At 40.6% G+C, this 15,620-nt stretch carries 14 protein-coding genes, 1 pseudogene and 1 riboswitch; of the genes and pseudogenes, 13 read left to right on the top strand and 2 right to left on the bottom strand.

All coding sequences use genetic code 11. The annotated features are described in order from the left end of the window. The first annotated feature begins 43 nt into the window (after nt 1–43). The 10 genes from polA to KB197_RS10230 all read left to right on the top strand — a co-directional run bounded on the left by polA (nt 44) and on the right by KB197_RS10230 (nt 11,518). Entirely contained in the window at nt 44–2,677 is a 2,634-nt protein-coding gene (gene polA, locus KB197_RS10275) for a DNA polymerase I (RefSeq protein WP_212573717.1), read from the top strand. A gap of 102 nt (nt 2,678–2,779) precedes the next feature. Continuing rightward, nucleotides 2,780–2,882: riboswitch (TPP riboswitch) on the top strand. 69 nt (nt 2,883–2,951) lie between these two features. Further along, nucleotides 2,952–3,242 carry a thiamine-binding protein gene (locus KB197_RS10270; RefSeq protein WP_064276822.1) on the top strand — a complete coding sequence of 97 codons (291 nt, stop codon included), beginning with the start codon at nt 2,952–2,954 and terminating at the stop codon, nt 3,240–3,242. Continuing rightward, complete coding sequence (locus KB197_RS10265; protein WP_171841301.1) at nt 3,205–3,963, top strand: ABC transporter permease; 759 nt, start codon at nt 3,205–3,207, stop codon at nt 3,961–3,963. The genes KB197_RS10270 and KB197_RS10265 overlap by 38 nt, the downstream gene beginning before the upstream one ends. A 38-nt stretch (nt 3,964–4,001) precedes the next feature. Next, nucleotides 4,002–5,009, top strand: coding sequence for an ABC transporter substrate-binding protein (locus KB197_RS10260; protein ID WP_212573718.1), 1,008 nt, complete (start codon nt 4,002–4,004; stop codon nt 5,007–5,009). Further along, nucleotides 5,009–5,737 carry an ABC transporter ATP-binding protein gene (locus tag KB197_RS10255; RefSeq protein WP_212573719.1) on the top strand — a complete coding sequence of 243 codons (729 nt, stop codon included), beginning with the start codon at nt 5,009–5,011 and terminating at the stop codon, nt 5,735–5,737. Before KB197_RS10260 ends, KB197_RS10255 begins: the two co-directional genes overlap by 1 nt. A gap of 118 nt (nt 5,738–5,855) precedes the next feature. Further along, on the top strand, nt 5,856–6,314 hold the full coding sequence (locus tag KB197_RS10250) for a CtsR family transcriptional regulator (protein WP_001211279.1): 459 nt from the start codon (nt 5,856–5,858) through the stop codon (nt 6,312–6,314). 1 nt (nt 6,315) lies between these two features. Beyond that, nucleotides 6,316–8,748, top strand: coding sequence for an ATP-dependent Clp protease ATP-binding subunit (locus KB197_RS10245; RefSeq protein WP_212573720.1), 2,433 nt, complete (start codon nt 6,316–6,318; stop codon nt 8,746–8,748). Between the two features lie 147 nt (nt 8,749–8,895). After that, entirely contained in the window at nt 8,896–9,954 is a 1,059-nt protein-coding gene (locus KB197_RS10240) for an AAA family ATPase (RefSeq protein ID WP_000730574.1), read from the top strand. A 9-nt stretch (nt 9,955–9,963) separates the two neighbouring features. Continuing rightward, entirely contained in the window at nt 9,964–10,743 is a 780-nt protein-coding gene (pnuC, locus tag KB197_RS10235; protein ID WP_212573721.1) for a nicotinamide riboside transporter PnuC, read from the top strand. 1 nt (nt 10,744) lies between these two features. After that, the gene (locus KB197_RS10230) at nt 10,745–11,518 is read left to right on the top strand and encodes an NUDIX domain-containing protein (RefSeq protein ID WP_212573722.1); all 774 of its coding nucleotides are present in this window, start codon (nt 10,745–10,747) and stop codon (nt 11,516–11,518) included. A 71-nt stretch (nt 11,519–11,589) separates the two neighbouring features. Here the strand turns inward: KB197_RS10230 and KB197_RS10225 are convergent, their stop codons facing one another. Further along, entirely contained in the window at nt 11,590–11,820 is a 231-nt protein-coding gene (locus tag KB197_RS10225) for a hypothetical protein (protein WP_049515595.1), read from the bottom strand. A 278-nt stretch (nt 11,821–12,098) separates the two neighbouring features. On the opposite strand from KB197_RS10225, the gene KB197_RS10220 reads away from it, so the two are divergent. Continuing rightward, nucleotides 12,099–12,797 (top strand): hypothetical protein, encoded by a 699-nt coding sequence (locus KB197_RS10220; RefSeq protein ID WP_212573723.1) that lies wholly within the window; start codon nt 12,099–12,101, stop codon nt 12,795–12,797. Nucleotides 12,798–12,867: 70 nt separating this feature from the next. Here the strand turns inward: KB197_RS10220 and KB197_RS10215 are convergent. Then, a pseudogene (locus KB197_RS10215) lies at nt 12,868–13,095 on the bottom strand (tRNA dihydrouridine synthase DusB); the annotation flags it as partial. Between the two features lie 129 nt (nt 13,096–13,224). On the opposite strand from KB197_RS10215, the gene KB197_RS10210 reads away from it, so the two are divergent. Both KB197_RS10210 and KB197_RS10205 read left to right on the top strand, forming a co-directional pair. Beyond that, on the top strand, nt 13,225–14,985 hold the full coding sequence (locus tag KB197_RS10210; RefSeq protein WP_070528360.1) for a histidine kinase: 1,761 nt from the start codon (nt 13,225–13,227) through the stop codon (nt 14,983–14,985). Further along, entirely contained in the window at nt 14,963–15,568 is a 606-nt protein-coding gene (locus KB197_RS10205) for a response regulator transcription factor (RefSeq protein ID WP_033689555.1), read from the top strand. Before KB197_RS10210 ends, KB197_RS10205 begins: the two co-directional genes overlap by 23 nt. Nucleotides 15,569–15,620: the final 52 nt, after the last annotated feature.

Below are 15,620 nucleotides of genomic sequence, written 5' to 3'. Positions count from 1 at the left end.
CTTCCCAATGGTATTTTTTGGTGCTTTCCTTTATAATGGGTGTATGGATAAGAAAAAATTATTATTGATTGATGGGTCTTCTGTTGCTTTTCGAGCATTTTTTGCGCTCTATCAGCAGTTGGACCGTTTTAAGAATGCGGCTGGCTTGCATACCAATGCGATTTATGGTTTCCAGTTGATGTTAAGTCATTTATTGGAGCGGGTTGAGCCAAGTCATATTTTGGTGGCTTTTGATGCGGGAAAGACGACCTTCCGGACAGAGATGTATGCGGACTATAAGGGTGGTCGGGCTAAGACTCCTGATGAGTTTCGTGAGCAATTTCCCTTTATTCGTGAGTTGCTGGATCATATGGGGATTCGTCACTATGAGTTGTCTCAGTATGAGGCAGATGATATCATTGGGACACTGGATAAACTAGCAGAGCAGGATGGTTTTGATATTACCATTGTCAGTGGGGACAAGGATTTGATTCAACTGACGGATGAGCATACGGTGGTTGAGATTTCCAAGAAAGGTGTGGCTGAGTTTGAGGCCTTTACGCCAGAATATCTCATGGAAAAGATGGGCATCACACCGACTCAGTTTATCGATCTCAAGGCGCTCATGGGAGATAAGTCGGATAATATCCCTGGGGTGACCAAAATCGGTGAAAAGACGGGTATCAAGCTCTTGCTGGAGCATGGCTCACTCGAGGGGATTTATGAGAATATCGATGGGATGAAGGCTTCTAAGATGAAGGAAAATCTCATCAATGATAAGGAGCAGGCTTTTTTGTCTAAAACACTGGCGACTATTGATACCAAGGCACCGATTGCGATTGGTTTGGAGGATTTGGTCTATAGTGGTCCAGATGTGGAAAATCTTGGGAAATTCTACGATGAGATGGGCTTCAAACAGCTCAAGCAGGCTTTAAATGTGTCGTCAGCTGATGTGGCTGAGAGTTTGGATTTTACTATTGTTGACCAAATCAGTCAAGATATGCTGAGTGAAGAGTCTATCTTCCATTTTGAGCTTTTTGGTGAGAATTACCATACGGATGATTTGGTTGGTTTTGCTTGGTCTTGTGGGGATAAGCTCTATGCCACAGACAAGCTTGAGCTTTTGCAAGAGCCTATTTTTAAGGATTTTCTAGAAAAAACACCTCTGAGAGTTTATGACTTTAAGAAGGCCAAAGTTCTCTTGAATCGTTTGGGTATTGATTTGCAGGCGCCTGCTTTTGATAGCCGATTGGCTAAATACCTCCTTTCGACTGTGGAGGACAATGAAATTGCGACCATCGCTAGTCTTTATGGTCAGACTTATTTGGTTGATGATGAGACTTTCTATGGTAAGGGTGTCAAGAAGGCCATTCCTGAACGTGAGAAATTCTTGGAGCATTTAGCTCGTAAGCTTGCAGTTTTGGTTGAGACTGAGCCTGTTTTACTTGAAAAACTCAGTGAAAATGGGCAATTAGAGCTTCTTTATGATATGGAGCAACCTCTGGCTTTTGTCCTTGCCAAGATGGAAATTGATGGGATTAGGGTCAAGAAAGAGACCTTGCTTGAGATGCAGGCTGAAAATGAGCTTGTCATTGAAAAACTCACTCAGGAGATTTACGAACTGGCTGGTGAGGAGTTTAATATCAACTCGCCTAAGCAGTTGGGGGTACTTCTCTTTGAAAAATTGGGACTTCCTCTAGAATACACTAAGAAAACCAAAACTGGATACTCGACTGCGGTGGATGTCTTGGAACGTTTGGCTCCTGTTGCTCCGATTGTTAAGAAAATCCTAGACTATCGTCAGATTGCCAAGATTCAATCCACTTATGTAATTGGCTTGCAGGACTGGATTTTGGCGGATGGCAAGATTCATACTCGCTATGTTCAGGATTTGACCCAGACTGGGCGTTTGTCTAGTGTGGATCCAAACTTGCAAAATATTCCTGTGCGTTTGGAGCAGGGCCGTCTCATTCGTAAGGCTTTTGTGCCTGAGTGGGAGGATAGTGTCCTTCTCAGCTCCGACTATTCACAGATTGAATTACGCGTTTTGGCGCATATCTCTAAGGATGAGCACTTGATTAAGGCATTCCAAGAGGGGGCAGATATCCATACTTCTACAGCCATGCGGGTCTTTGGCATTGAGCGTCCTGAGGATGTGACTGCAAACGACCGTCGCAATGCCAAGGCTGTCAACTTTGGAGTGGTTTACGGGATTTCCGACTTTGGCTTGTCTAATAATTTGGGCATTAGCCGTAAGGAGGCCAAGGCCTACATTGATACCTACTTTGAACGCTTCCCAGGTATTAAAAACTACATGGATGAAGTGGTGCGTGAGGCGCGTGATAAGGGCTATGTAGAGACCCTCTTTAAGCGTCGTCGTGAGTTGCCAGATATCAATTCGCGCAACTTCAACATTCGTGGTTTTGCAGAGCGGACAGCTATCAACTCTCCTATCCAGGGTTCGGCAGCAGATATTCTCAAGATTGCCATGATTCAGCTGGATAAAGCCTTGGTTGCAGGTGGTTATCAGACTAAGATGCTGTTGCAAGTGCACGATGAAATCGTTCTTGAAGTTCCTAAATCTGAATTGGCAGAGATGAAAAAATTGGTCAAACAAACCATGGAAGAAGCCATTCAACTCAGTGTTCCCCTCATTGCAGACGAAAATGAAGGGGCAACCTGGTACGAGGCTAAATAAAAAAGTTATGTAGAGTTTGAAGCACTTGTTTTCAAACTCTTTTTCATGTTTTTCTGTAAGCAGTTTCCTTGACATTTTTTTTGTTTTGCGCTATCATATGTCCATATAATATATGGGAGTCTGTGTACAGTCTGAGAGGAAGTGTTAAACTTCGACCGCACCTGATCTGGGTAATGCCAGCGTAGGGAACGATACTTAGTCTATTCTTGACCTTTTTCCATATATGGTAAGGTTTTTTCTTTTTGTCAAAGGAAAACGAGAAGAGGAGGTTTTTATGAAAGCAAGCATTGCCTTGCAAGTTATACCCCTAGCGCAGGGGATTGATCGGATTGCTGTTATCGATCAAGTCATTGCTTATCTGCAAGCTCAAGAGGTGACTATGGTGGTGACACCATTTGAAACGGTCTTGGAAGGGGAGTTTGATGAGCTTATGCGCATTCTCAAAGAAGCGCTAGAGGTGGCAGGGCAGAAGGCAGACGATGTCTTTGCTAATGTCAAAATAAATGTAGGAGAGATTTTAAGTATTGATGAGAAACTTGAAAAGTATACTGAGACGACACATTAGTCTATTGGGCTTTCTGGGAGTCTTGTCAATCTGGCAGTTAGCAGGTTTTCTTAAACTGCTCCCTAAGTTTATCCTGCCGACACCTCTTGAAATCCTCCAGTCTTTTGTGCGTGATAGAGAATTTCTCTGGCACCATAGCTGGGCGACCTTGAGAGTGGCTTTGCTAGGTCTAATTTTGGGAGTCTTGATTGCCTGTCTCATGGCTGTGCTCATGGATAGTTTGACTTGGCTCAATGACCTGATTTACCCTATGATGGTTGTTGTTCAGACCATTCCGACTATTGCCATAGCTCCTATCCTGGTCTTGTGGCTCGGTTATGGGATTTTGCCCAAGATTGTCTTGATTATCTTGACGACAACTTTCCCCATCATCGTCAGCATTTTGGACGGTTTTAGGCATTGTGACAAGGATATGCTGACCTTGTTTAGTCTGATGCGGGCCAAACCTTGGCAAATCCTTTGGCATTTTAAAATCCCAGTCAGTCTGCCTTACTTTTATGCTGGTCTGAGAGTCAGTGTCTCCTACGCTTTTATCACAACAGTAGTATCTGAGTGGTTGGGAGGCTTTGAAGGACTAGGTGTCTACATGATTCAGTCCAAGAAATTGTTTCAGTATGATACCATGTTCGCTATTATTATTCTAGTATCGCTTATTAGTCTTCTGGGTATGAAGCTGGTCGATATCAGCGAGAAATATGTTATTAAATGGAAACGTTCGTAGAATAAGAATGTTTCTGAAAAAGAAAAGAGGAAATCAAAATGAAAAAAACATGGAAAGTGTTTTTAACGCTTGTAACAGCTTTTGTAGCTGTTGTACTTGTGGCCTGTGGTCAAGGAACTGCTTCCAAGGACAACAAAGAAGCAGAACTCAAGAAAATTGATTTTATCCTAGACTGGACACCAAATACCAACCACACAGGGCTTTATGTGGCTAAGGAAAAAGGTTATTTCAAAGAAGCTGGAGTGGATGTTGACTTGAAATTACCACCGGAAGAAAGTTCTTCTGATTTGGTTATCAATGGTAAGGCACCATTTGCAGTGTATTTCCAAGACTATATGGCTAAGAAATTGGAAAAAGGCGCAGGAATCACTGCCGTTGCAGCTATCGTAGAACACAATACATCAGGAATTATCTCTCGTAAATCTGATAATGTAAGCAGTCCAAAGGACTTGGTTGGTAAGAAATACGGAACTTGGAATGACCCAACTGAACTTGCTATGTTGAAAACCTTGGTAGAATCACAAGGTGGGGACTTTGAGAAAGTCGAAAAAGTACCAAACAACGATTCAAACTCGATCACACCGATTGCCAATGGAGTCTTTGATACTGCTTGGATCTACTACGGTTGGGATGGTATTCTTGCCAAATCTCAAGGTGTAGATGCTAACTTCATGTACTTGAAAGACTATGTCAAGGAGTTTGACTACTACTCACCAGTTATCATCGCAAATAACGACTATTTGAAAGACAACAAAGAAGAAGCTCGTAAAGTCATCCAAGCTATCAAAAAAGGCTACCAATATGCCATGGAGCATCCAGAAGAAGCAGCTGATATCTTCATCAAAAATGCACCTGAACTCAAGGAAAAACGTGACTTTGTCATCGAATCTCAAAAATACTTGTCAAAAGAATACGCAAGCGACAAGGAAAAATGGGGACAATTTGATGCAGCTCGCTGGAATGCCTTCTACAAATGGGATAAAGAAAATGGTATCCTTAAAGAAGACTTGACAGACAAAGGCTTTACCAATGAATTTGTGAAATAATGACAGAAATTAGACTAGAACACGTCAGTTATGCTTATGTCGAGGAGAGGATTTTAGAGGATATCAACCTGCAGGTGACTTCAGGAGAAGTGGTTTCTATCTTAGGCCCAAGTGGTGTAGGAAAGACCACCCTCTTTAATCTAATCGCTGGGATTTTAGAAGTTCAGTCAGGGAGAATTGTCCTTGATGGGGAGGAGAATCCCAAGGGCCGCGTGAGTTATATGTTGCAAAAGGATCTGCTCTTGGAGCACAAGACGGTGCTTGGTAATATCATTCTTCCCCTCTTGATTCAAAAGGTGGATAAGGCAGAAGCTATTGCTCGCGCAGATGAAATTCTTGCGACTTTCCAGTTGACAGCTGTAAGAGATAAATACCCTCATGAACTCAGTGGTGGGATGCGCCAGCGTGTGGCCTTGCTTCGTACCTATCTTTTCGGTCACAAGCTCTTTCTCTTAGATGAAGCCTTTAGCGCCTTGGATGAGATGACCAAGATGGAACTACACGCTTGGTACCTTGAGATTCACAAGCAGTTGCAGCTAACAACCTTGATCATCACGCATAGTATCGAGGAGGCCCTTAATCTCAGCGACCGCATCTATATCTTGAAAAATCGCCCTGGGCAGATTGTTTCAGAAATTAAACTAGATTGGTCTGAAGGTGAGGACAAGGAAGTTCAAAAGATTGCCTACAAACGTCAAATCTTGGCAGAATTAGGCTTAGATAAGTAGAAAAATAGGGAGTTGGTGAAGATTATCCTTTACCAGCGCCCTTTTTCTTTTAAAAATGAGAAAATTTCGGTATAATAGTCAAAGATAGTCAAGGTTTAAAGAGAGAGGTGGGTTTGTAATGAGATTTAAAAATACATCGGATCATATTGAGGCCTACATCAAGGCGATTTTAGATCAATCTGGTATCGTGGAGTTGCAACGGAGTCAGTTGGCAGATACCTTCCAGGTTGTTCCTAGTCAGATTAATTATGTGATCAAGACACGCTTTACGGAAAGTAGAGGCTACTTGGTTGAAAGTAAGCGTGGTGGCGGAGGCTATATTCGTATAGGACGGATTGAGTTTTCTAGTCATCATGAAATGCTTCGAGAGCTGCTTTATTCGATTGGTGAGCGAGTTAGTCAAGAAATTTATGAGGATATTCTGCAGCTTTTGGTTGAGCAGGAATTAATGACCAAGCAGGAGATGAATTTGCTAGTATCAGTAGCTTTGGATCGCGTTCTAGGAGAAGAAGCTCCAGTTGTTCGTGCTAATATGTTACGACAGGTCATACAAGAGGTAGATAGAAAAGGGAAGTAAGATGAACTATTCAAAAGCATTGAATGAATGTATCGAAAGTGCCTACATGGTGGCTGGCCATTTTGGAGCTCGTTACCTAGAGTCTTGGCACTTGTTGATTGCCATGTCCAATCACAGTTATAGTGTGGCAGGGGCGACTTTAAATGATTATCCATATGAGATGGATCGTTTAGAAGAAGTCGCTTTGGAACTGACTGAAACGGATTATAGCCAGGATGAAACCTTTACGGAATTGCCGTTTTCTCATCGTTTGCATGTCCTTTTTGCTGAAGCAGAGTATGTAGCGTCAGTGGTCCATGCTAAGGTGCTAGGGACAGAGCACCTCCTTTATGCGATTTTGCATGATGGCAATGCCTTGGCGACTCGTATCTTGGAGAGAGCTGGTTTTTCATATGAAGACAAGAAAGATCAGGTCAAGATTGCTGCCCTTCGTCGAAATTTAGAAGAACGGGCAGGTTGGACTCGTGAAGATCTCAAGGCTTTACGCCAACGTCATCGTACAGTAGCTGATAAGCAAAATTCTATGGCTAATATGATGGGCATGCCCCAGACTCCGAGCGGTGGTCTTGAGGACTATACGCATGATTTGACAGAGCAAGCGCGTTCTGGCAAGTTGGAGCCAGTCATCGGTCGGGACAAGGAAATCTCGCGTATGATTCAAATCTTGAGTCGGAAGACAAAGAATAATCCTGTCTTGGTTGGGGATGCTGGTGTCGGGAAAACAGCTCTGGCGCTTGGTCTTGCTCAGCGTATTGCTAGTGGGGATGTGCCTACGGAAATGGCTAAGATGCGCGTGTTAGAGCTTGATTTGATGAATGTCGTTGCAGGGACACGCTTCCGTGGTGACTTTGAAGAACGCATGAACAATATCATCAAGGATATTGAAGAAGATGGTCAAGTCATTCTCTTTATCGATGAACTTCATACCATCATGGGTTCTGGGAGCGGGATTGATTCGACTCTGGATGCGGCCAATATCTTGAAGCCAGCCTTGGCGCGCGGAACTTTGAGAACGGTTGGTGCGACCACTCAGGAAGAATACCAAAAACACATCGAAAAAGATGCGGCCCTTTCTCGTCGATTCGCCAAAGTGACGATTGAAGAGCCAAGCGTGGCCGACAGTATGATCATTTTGCAAGGCTTGAAGGCGACTTATGAGAAACATCACCGTGTGCAAATCACAGATGAAGCGGTCGAAACAGCTGTCAAGATGGCGCATCGTTACTTGACTAGCCGTCACTTGCCAGACTCTGCTATCGACCTCTTAGATGAAGCAGCAGCAACAGTGCAAAATAAGGCTAAGCATGTAAAAGCAGACGATTCAGGTTTGAGTCCAGCTGACAAAGCCTTGATTGATGGCAAGTGGAAACAGGCAGCTCAGCTAATCGCAAAAGAAGAGGAAGTGCCTGTCTATAAAGACTTGGTGACAGAGTCTGATATTTTGACCACCTTGAGTCGCTTGTCAGGTATTCCAGTCCAAAAACTGACGCAAACAGATGCTAAGAAATACCTGAACTTGGAAGCTGAACTCCACAAACGTGTCATCGGTCAAGATCAAGCAGTTTCAAGCATTAGCCGTGCCATTCGCCGCAACCAGTCAGGGATTCGCAGTCACAAGCGTCCGATTGGTTCCTTTATGTTCCTAGGACCCACAGGTGTCGGTAAGACCGAATTGGCCAAGGCTCTAGCAGAAGTTCTTTTTGACGACGAATCAGCTCTTATCCGCTTTGATATGAGTGAGTATATGGAGAAATTCGCAGCCAGCCGTCTCAATGGAGCTCCTCCGGGTTATGTGGGTTATGAAGAAGGTGGGGAGTTGACCGAGAAGGTTCGCAACAAACCATACTCTGTTCTCCTCTTTGACGAGGTAGAAAAAGCCCACCCAGACATCTTTAATGTTCTCTTACAGGTCTTGGATGATGGTGTCTTGACAGATAGCAAGGGACGTAAGGTTGACTTTTCAAATACCATTATTATCATGACGTCAAACCTTGGTGCGACAGCCCTTCGTGATGACAAGACTGTCGGATTTGGAGCTAAGGACATTCGTTTTGACCAGGAAAATATGGAAAAACGCATGTTTGAAGAGCTGAAAAAAGCTTATAGGCCGGAGTTTATCAATCGTATTGATGAAAAGGTGGTCTTCCATAGCCTGTCTAGCGACCATATGCAGGAAGTTGTGAAAATTATGGTTAAAACTTTAGTGGCAAGTTTGGCTGAAAAAGGCATTGATTTGAAATTACAAGCTTCCGCACTGAAATTATTGGCCAATCAAGGATATGACCCAGAGATGGGAGCTCGTCCACTTCGTAGAACCCTACAAACAGAAGTGGAAGACAAGTTGGCAGAACTTCTTCTTAAGGGAGATTTGGTGGCAGGCAGCACACTTAAGATTGGTGTCAAAGCAGGCCAGTTAAAATTTGATATTGCATAAAAATGGAGAATCAGGAGTAATCTTGATTCTTTTTTTTGCTACTTTTTTATAAAAAATGATAAAAAACTATTGACAAAATAAAAATATAGTTTATAATAAAAACATAGATAATAAAAATATCAAAAACCATAAAAAGGTAATGCGTTTATGAAAAAGAAAACAGCAGTGGTATTTGGAACCTTTGCTCCACTTCATCAAGGACATATCGATTTGATTCAGCGTGCGAAGCGACAGTGTGACCAGGTCTGGGTTGTCGTTTCAGGCTATGAGGGAGACCGAGGAGAGCAGGTAGGCTTAACGCTTCAAAAAAGATTCCGCTATATCCGAGAGGCCTTTCGTGGTGACGAGTTGACCTTGGTTTGTAAGTTAGATGAAACCAATCTTCCTCGCTACCCTATGGGCTGGCAGGAGTGGTTGGACCAAATGTTAGCGGAGATTTCCTATGATGAAACCCAGCAAGAACTAATTTTCTTTGTGGGAGAAGCAGACTACCAGCAAGAATTATCAAATCGTGGTTTTGAGACCGTTTTGCAAGAAAGAAAGTTTGGAATCTCAGCGACTATGATTCGAGAAAATCCAAGCAAATATTGGAAAAACATCGCTCAGCCCTTCCGTCGTCAGTTTACAAAGAAAGTATTGATTATGGGGAGTGCCAGCAATGGGAAGACCACTCTGGCCAAGGATTTGGCAAGGTATTACGATGCACCCGTCAGTTTGGAATACGCACGTGAGTACCAGATTAAAAACAATGTCCGCGACGATGAATTGACTCCAAAAGATTACTATTATCTCCTGTTGGGGCAGTATGACCAGACCTCTAAGTTAATTGACAGTAATGCCAATAGGGGATTGGTGATAGCTGACACCAACTCCTTAGTAACTAAGGGCTACTATGATTATTACATGGAGACCGAGGACCAAGGGGACTTATCAGGAGAAACCTTTGATAATCTCTTTGTTTCGATCTTGGCTAAGGAAAAATGGGACTTGATTCTCTTTGTGCAACCGGTCGGCTCCTATGTCAATGACGGATTTAGAGATATGACTATGGCAGAAGACCATATTCGTCATAGTTTTTCCCAGCATTTGGACCATATGAGAGAGCGATATTTAACCACCATTCCACTAGTTTATCTAGCTGAGGATTACCTAGGCAATTATGAAGCAGCCAAAGTGGCTATTGATGCCATTTACCAAGCAGATTAGGAGAAAATTATGAAAAAACTAACTGAAAAAATCACACAATTTATCGAAAACTTTAAAAATGTCCATGCGGAAGCCCGCAAAATCGGTTTTGCAGGAATCATGAACCTGCTCTGGAAAGATCTCTTTGTCGGCCGTAGCCTCTTCCAGTGGTTGTATCTCATTGTCCTGTCAAGTGTTCCCTTGATCTTGGAATTCACGCAAAATACAGAAAGTCATGACTGGATGAGCTTGTTTGCATCTTGGACTGGGATTGTCTGTGTTATCTTGGTAGCAGAAGGACGTGCAAGCAATTATCTCTTCGGGGCTATTAACTCTGCTATCTATTTGGTTTTGGCCATGAATGCGACTTTTTATGGTGAAGTTTTGACGACCGTTTACTTCTTTGTCATGCAGCCGATTGGCCTCTATGCTTGGCTGTCCAATCGTATCAATTATCAAGGAAAAGTAGAAGAATCTCACTTTGAAGCTAAGAAATTATCTGTGCTTGACTGGCTCAAGTACTTGGCTTTGACTGCTATCATTTGGATTGGTATGGGCTTGGCATACCAAAGTATCCATAGTGCTCGCCCTTTCCGTGATAGTGTTACCGATGCGACCAATGGTGTTGGTCAGCTCTTGATGACACGTCTCTACCGTGAGCAATGGATTTTCTGGATTGCAACCAATCTCTTTAGTATTTACCTCTGGTGGGGTGAAAATATCCACATCCAAGGGATGTACTGGGTTTACACTCTCAATAGTCTAGTAGGTTGGTACCAATGGACTAAGGCAGTTCGTAAGGAGGCATAAAATGACGGACACGATGATTCCAGCTGGGATGACAGAAAAAGAATATTTTGAAATTCATGCCAGTCAGGAGGAGTTTTTAGACTGGTACTACAAGCAGGAACTCCCTCAATACGAAAAACCAAGTGTGACGGTGGATATGGTAGCCTACTGCTTTGTTGAAGGAAAGATTAAGCTTTTATTAATTCGTCGCAAGGCTCATCCATATCAAAATTGTTTGGCCTTAGTTGGAGGATTTATGGACAAGGGCGAAGATGCTGCGCATGCCTGTCAGCGTGAGGTGAGAGAAGAAGTCAATCTCGATCTTCCTTTGGAAAAAATCGAGCAATTGATGACCGTATCGACCCCCGGCCGTGACCCCCGGGGCTGGACAGTGACCATTGCCCACTTGGTTTATCTGCCTAGTCGTGCATTAGAACTTGTTCAAGCAGGAGACGATGCCAAGGATGTGGTTTTTGTAGATGTCGATTTTCAGACAGGCAAGTGCTTCTCAAAGGGAGTAGAGTTGGAGGATCAAGCCTTCGCTTTTGACCATTATGCCATTATCCAAGAATCCATCAAACGAATCCAAGGCCGTCTAGACTGGAACCCAACCTTCCTCTATCTGCTAGAGGAGGAGTTCACTGTCTACGAAGGGACTGAACTGGTCAATCTCATCAACCCCGGTCGTCCAATCGTCAGCAATAACTTTCTCGTAAAATACGGCGAATATGTAGAAGAAGTCGGACTCAAACGAGTCCCTAAAAAGAAACCAAGAAAAACTTATCGATTGAAATAAAAAGCGAGGTCGGGACAAAGTTCCTGACCTCTTTATGAACCATCATGGGATGGTTTTGTGTTGCGACTGTTTTAGGGATGGCTATCTTTCTTAGGATTACTCAACATGTGAGTAAAGAAATCTTTGTATCGATACTTGAGATAGTTCTCATGTAAAAATAACAAAGCGATATAAACAATCATAAAGATTGTAGTCAGATAGAAGACATCAAATGCAGTTCGCGCATAGTAAGTTGCTGATTGATAAGAGCCAATTGCTCCCAAAATCAACCAAGGAAGATACTTATAATACTTATTTAGCATAAGAGTGCACCTCCTATATTCTATTTCAATGTTATTATATTCCTTTGTACTTAAAGATGCAAGCGATTACACAAAAACAAATTCAAATTTTTAATAGGAAAATCTCCTGCTTTTCTATTTTATTACGAATAGAAGAGTAGGAGGAGTAAATGTATCTAAAGTATTTAAGATTTTTAAAATAGTTTAGATAAATTGTTGACATATTTAAATCCGAATGTTACAATAATATTACAAAAAGATTTCATTATATTTCTAAAACATTACAAAGGAGTAGAAAAATGAAAAAGAAAACCTATATCAAATTGATGGCAGCAACTGTATTGGCTTCTACCTTGCTACTGGGAGCTTGTGGAAATAAAAAGGAAACAACTCAAGCAAGCAGTTCTGCTAAGACAAGCCAATCATCAAGCTCTAAAGCAGCTTCTGCTAGCAAAGAAAGCAAGACTCAGAAGTCCTCAAGTTCAGCTTCATCTGAAAAGGCCAAGGCATCTACGGATCAATCTTCAGCAACTGCAACGCCATCACAAGCGGCGACAGCACCAGAGCAAAGACAAGGTCAAGAAGTGTCTAATCAACAAGCAGCTAGTCAACAAACTCCTGCTCAGACTCCTTCAACTCAACAAGCTCCTCAAGCCCAGTCTAACCAATCAAGCTATGATCCTACAACTGACCGCAAACTTCAAGACAAGCAAGCAGAGCAAAATAAACGCTACAAGGGTGTTTTAACCATGGTAGACGGTGATTTCTCAGCTGCAGCGGGCAACTGGAAGGGTGCCAATGGCGAAACCATTACAGTTTCATCAGGTGGTCAATTCACAGTAGAATCTGCTGATGGAAAGAAAGAAAACTACTCTATTAGAGGCTATTCTTATACTCTTGATGATGGCAAGTATAATGCCAAAATCGGTGGAGGGAAAGTCATCCAAATTACAACAGGAGCGGATGGCAAGGTTTCCAGTGTTGCTTTGAATCAATAATAGCGCTCAGTATTTGAATTTTTACAATCAAAAACCCGTCAACTTTAAGAGAGTTACGGGTTTTAATCTATTAAGCCTTATGCAACTGCAAGAGAGCTTCAATCTCTGCCAGAGTGCTAGCTTGTGAAATAGCTCCACGGAGCTTGGCTGCGCCAGATGTTCCACGGAGGTAGTGAGGAGCGAGTCCACGGAATTCACGAACTGCTACGTTTTCCCCCTTGAGGTTAATCAAACGTTTCAAGTGTTTGTAGGCAATTTTTATCTTGTCTTCAAAAGTCAAATCGGGGAGGATTTCACCTACCAGAAGATTGTATCAGTTATATCTCGAAAGAAAAAAGAATAAATTTAACTATAAAACCTGTCTTATTGAATGAAAAAATGGTAGAATAAACATCAATATCAAGTGAAATGTGGAGTGTTACAAACAATGAAGTCAAAAATGTTTCGATTTTCTTTGGTTTTGTTATTTATTTTCTTTCTTTATTTTTCGTTTTCAATTTTTAACCGAACGTACAGTGGAATCACCGTAGATAAACATGATAATGAGTGGATAGTTAGACAAGTCCATAATCTGGGAAGCTTTGCAAATCATCAAGAGATAATAGGAGCATCGATTATACAAATAGACGGTCAGAGTCCAGATAGTAATTTCTCATTATCTCGATTTTTAATTGTTGAACCGCTTCATTCTGTGACAGTGTTAGATAGAGGCATTTCAAAGACTTTAATAATAGAATCTGGGAAATCAAGCCAAATTATCTTTCTTGTTTTATCAATCATTGCTTTTCTGATTCTACTGTTATTTCGATTATACATAAAAGGCAGAAGTAGAGGAAAAACTGGGAAACGATATTTTTATTTTATTATTTATACTAGTCTGATGTTATTATCGATTATTCCATCAAGTATAGGAGATGTATTTGGTCGTAGTCTATTAATTTCATACTTGACTTTATTTCCATTATTCATGGATATCTTCATTAGAGTGTTAGTCTTAAAGATAAAAGGTTCAACCATTTCTAACTTTTCTCGTATTATACTGGGCTATTCACTCATAACTCAACTTTTGTATGTTTATAATCTTATACAGCCCATTGATTTTTTAACCATCTTTTTTTCTAGGGGAGTATTTTATTTAGTATTTTTCTTTTTAGTTATCCTACTGTTAAAGATGCTTATAAATTACTATCAGAGAAGAGAAATGCTGCCAATTCATACCTTATTTTTAGCAGTTCTGGCCTTATTTCCTCTATTTTTTGGATATATTTTTCCGATTGGTAAGGAAGTTTCGTTTATTTATAGTATTCCTCTATTGTTGCTTATTTTGTTCTCTATTGTGAATAACTTGATACTAGAGCGAATGATATATGTTGCTTGGAAGTGGAATCCATTCATATATAACTTGATATTTTCCGTTTTTTTTACTAGTCTAATTATTCTTTTTAGTCTGTTATTAAGAGAATTTTCTCCAATTTTTTTCGTTCTTTACACTTTTCTTTTTTCGCTAGCTTTGTTACCTGAAATAAGGAAAATGATGTTGATTAGCCATAAAATGGAGGGAATCTTTAGTAGTTTTCATACTTTTGTAGCTACTGAATTAGAGAGGGAAGAAATTGCAACGTTTATACATGATACTACAATTCAGAAGGTTATTTATTATAAAAAGCAGTTAGAAATTAGTGAACACATTAATAGGGGAGCTTTATTAGAGATGTTGGATGATATTGTTTTTGAATTAAGAGATTTATGTTCCAATATCTATCCTTTAATGGTGCATGAATTAGGGTTGAAAGAATCTATTACTAGCATATTAAACCAATTCATGAAGATGGAAACTGTTTCGATTATGACAACTTTTTCAATAGATGAAGAAAAAGTTAACGATAAAGTGGGCACGTTTGTATTAAGGACAGTTAAAGAACTAGTAAATAATAGTATTCTTCATGGGAATGCTAGAGAAATTACTGTAGATTTATCTACAAAAGAAAAGATTTTATCAATTGAAGTTATAGATGATGGTATTTTTAAGGGAAACTATCAGTCTAATGAACATCATTTTGGTTTAAATAGAATTGTAGAGAAGGTTCATTTATTGGGGGGAGATGTTCAGATAAATATAGAACCTACAAGTGTGAAGATACGGATACCTATAGAAGGGAAGAAAAATGATTCGTTTGGTTTTGATTGATGATCACAGTTTAGTATTACAAGGATTGGAGAACTATTTTTTAAAGGAAGATGATTTTAAAATTGTTGGTTCCTATACAGAAGTAGCAGATTTACTTCTATGTCTTAAGCATGAAAAGGTAGATGTACTAGTCATGGATTTTATGTTGAAAGGAGTAACGGCATTTGATGTTATTAGTCAAATAAATAGATTTCTGAATACAGTTCCCAAGATAGTTCTTTTATCAGGATTTTATGACACTTTGTTACATAAGAGAGCGATGGATTTTGGGATTCAAGCTTTTTTACCCAAAGAAAGTTCTTATTTGGATGTTAAAAGTGCAATTTATGCTGTTTATAAGGGAAATCACGTTATTCCAGATGGTTTGTTAGAAAAGCAAGAAAATAATCTATTGACAGATACGGAGTTAAGTGTATTGGAACTGATTGTAAAAGAATATTCTAATGAAAAGATAGCAAATAGTTTATTTGTCAGCAGGAGAACAGTGGATACCCATGTTTCAAATATTTGTTCAAAGTTGGGAGTGACGAGTAGAGTTGGAGCTGTACGTGAGGCTATTCGATTAAATCTAGTATCTTTATAATTTTATACTAAAAAGGCAAGAAGGTTTTCGTAAATTACGGATTCTTTCTTGT

It is taken from the genome of Streptococcus sp. 11-4097 (assembly GCF_018215285.2).
Taxonomy (GTDB): Bacteria; Bacillota; Bacilli; order Lactobacillales; family Streptococcaceae; genus Streptococcus.
Note: the sequence above shows the minus strand (reverse complement) of the source record. Positions and strands in the feature narration are given on the sequence as shown.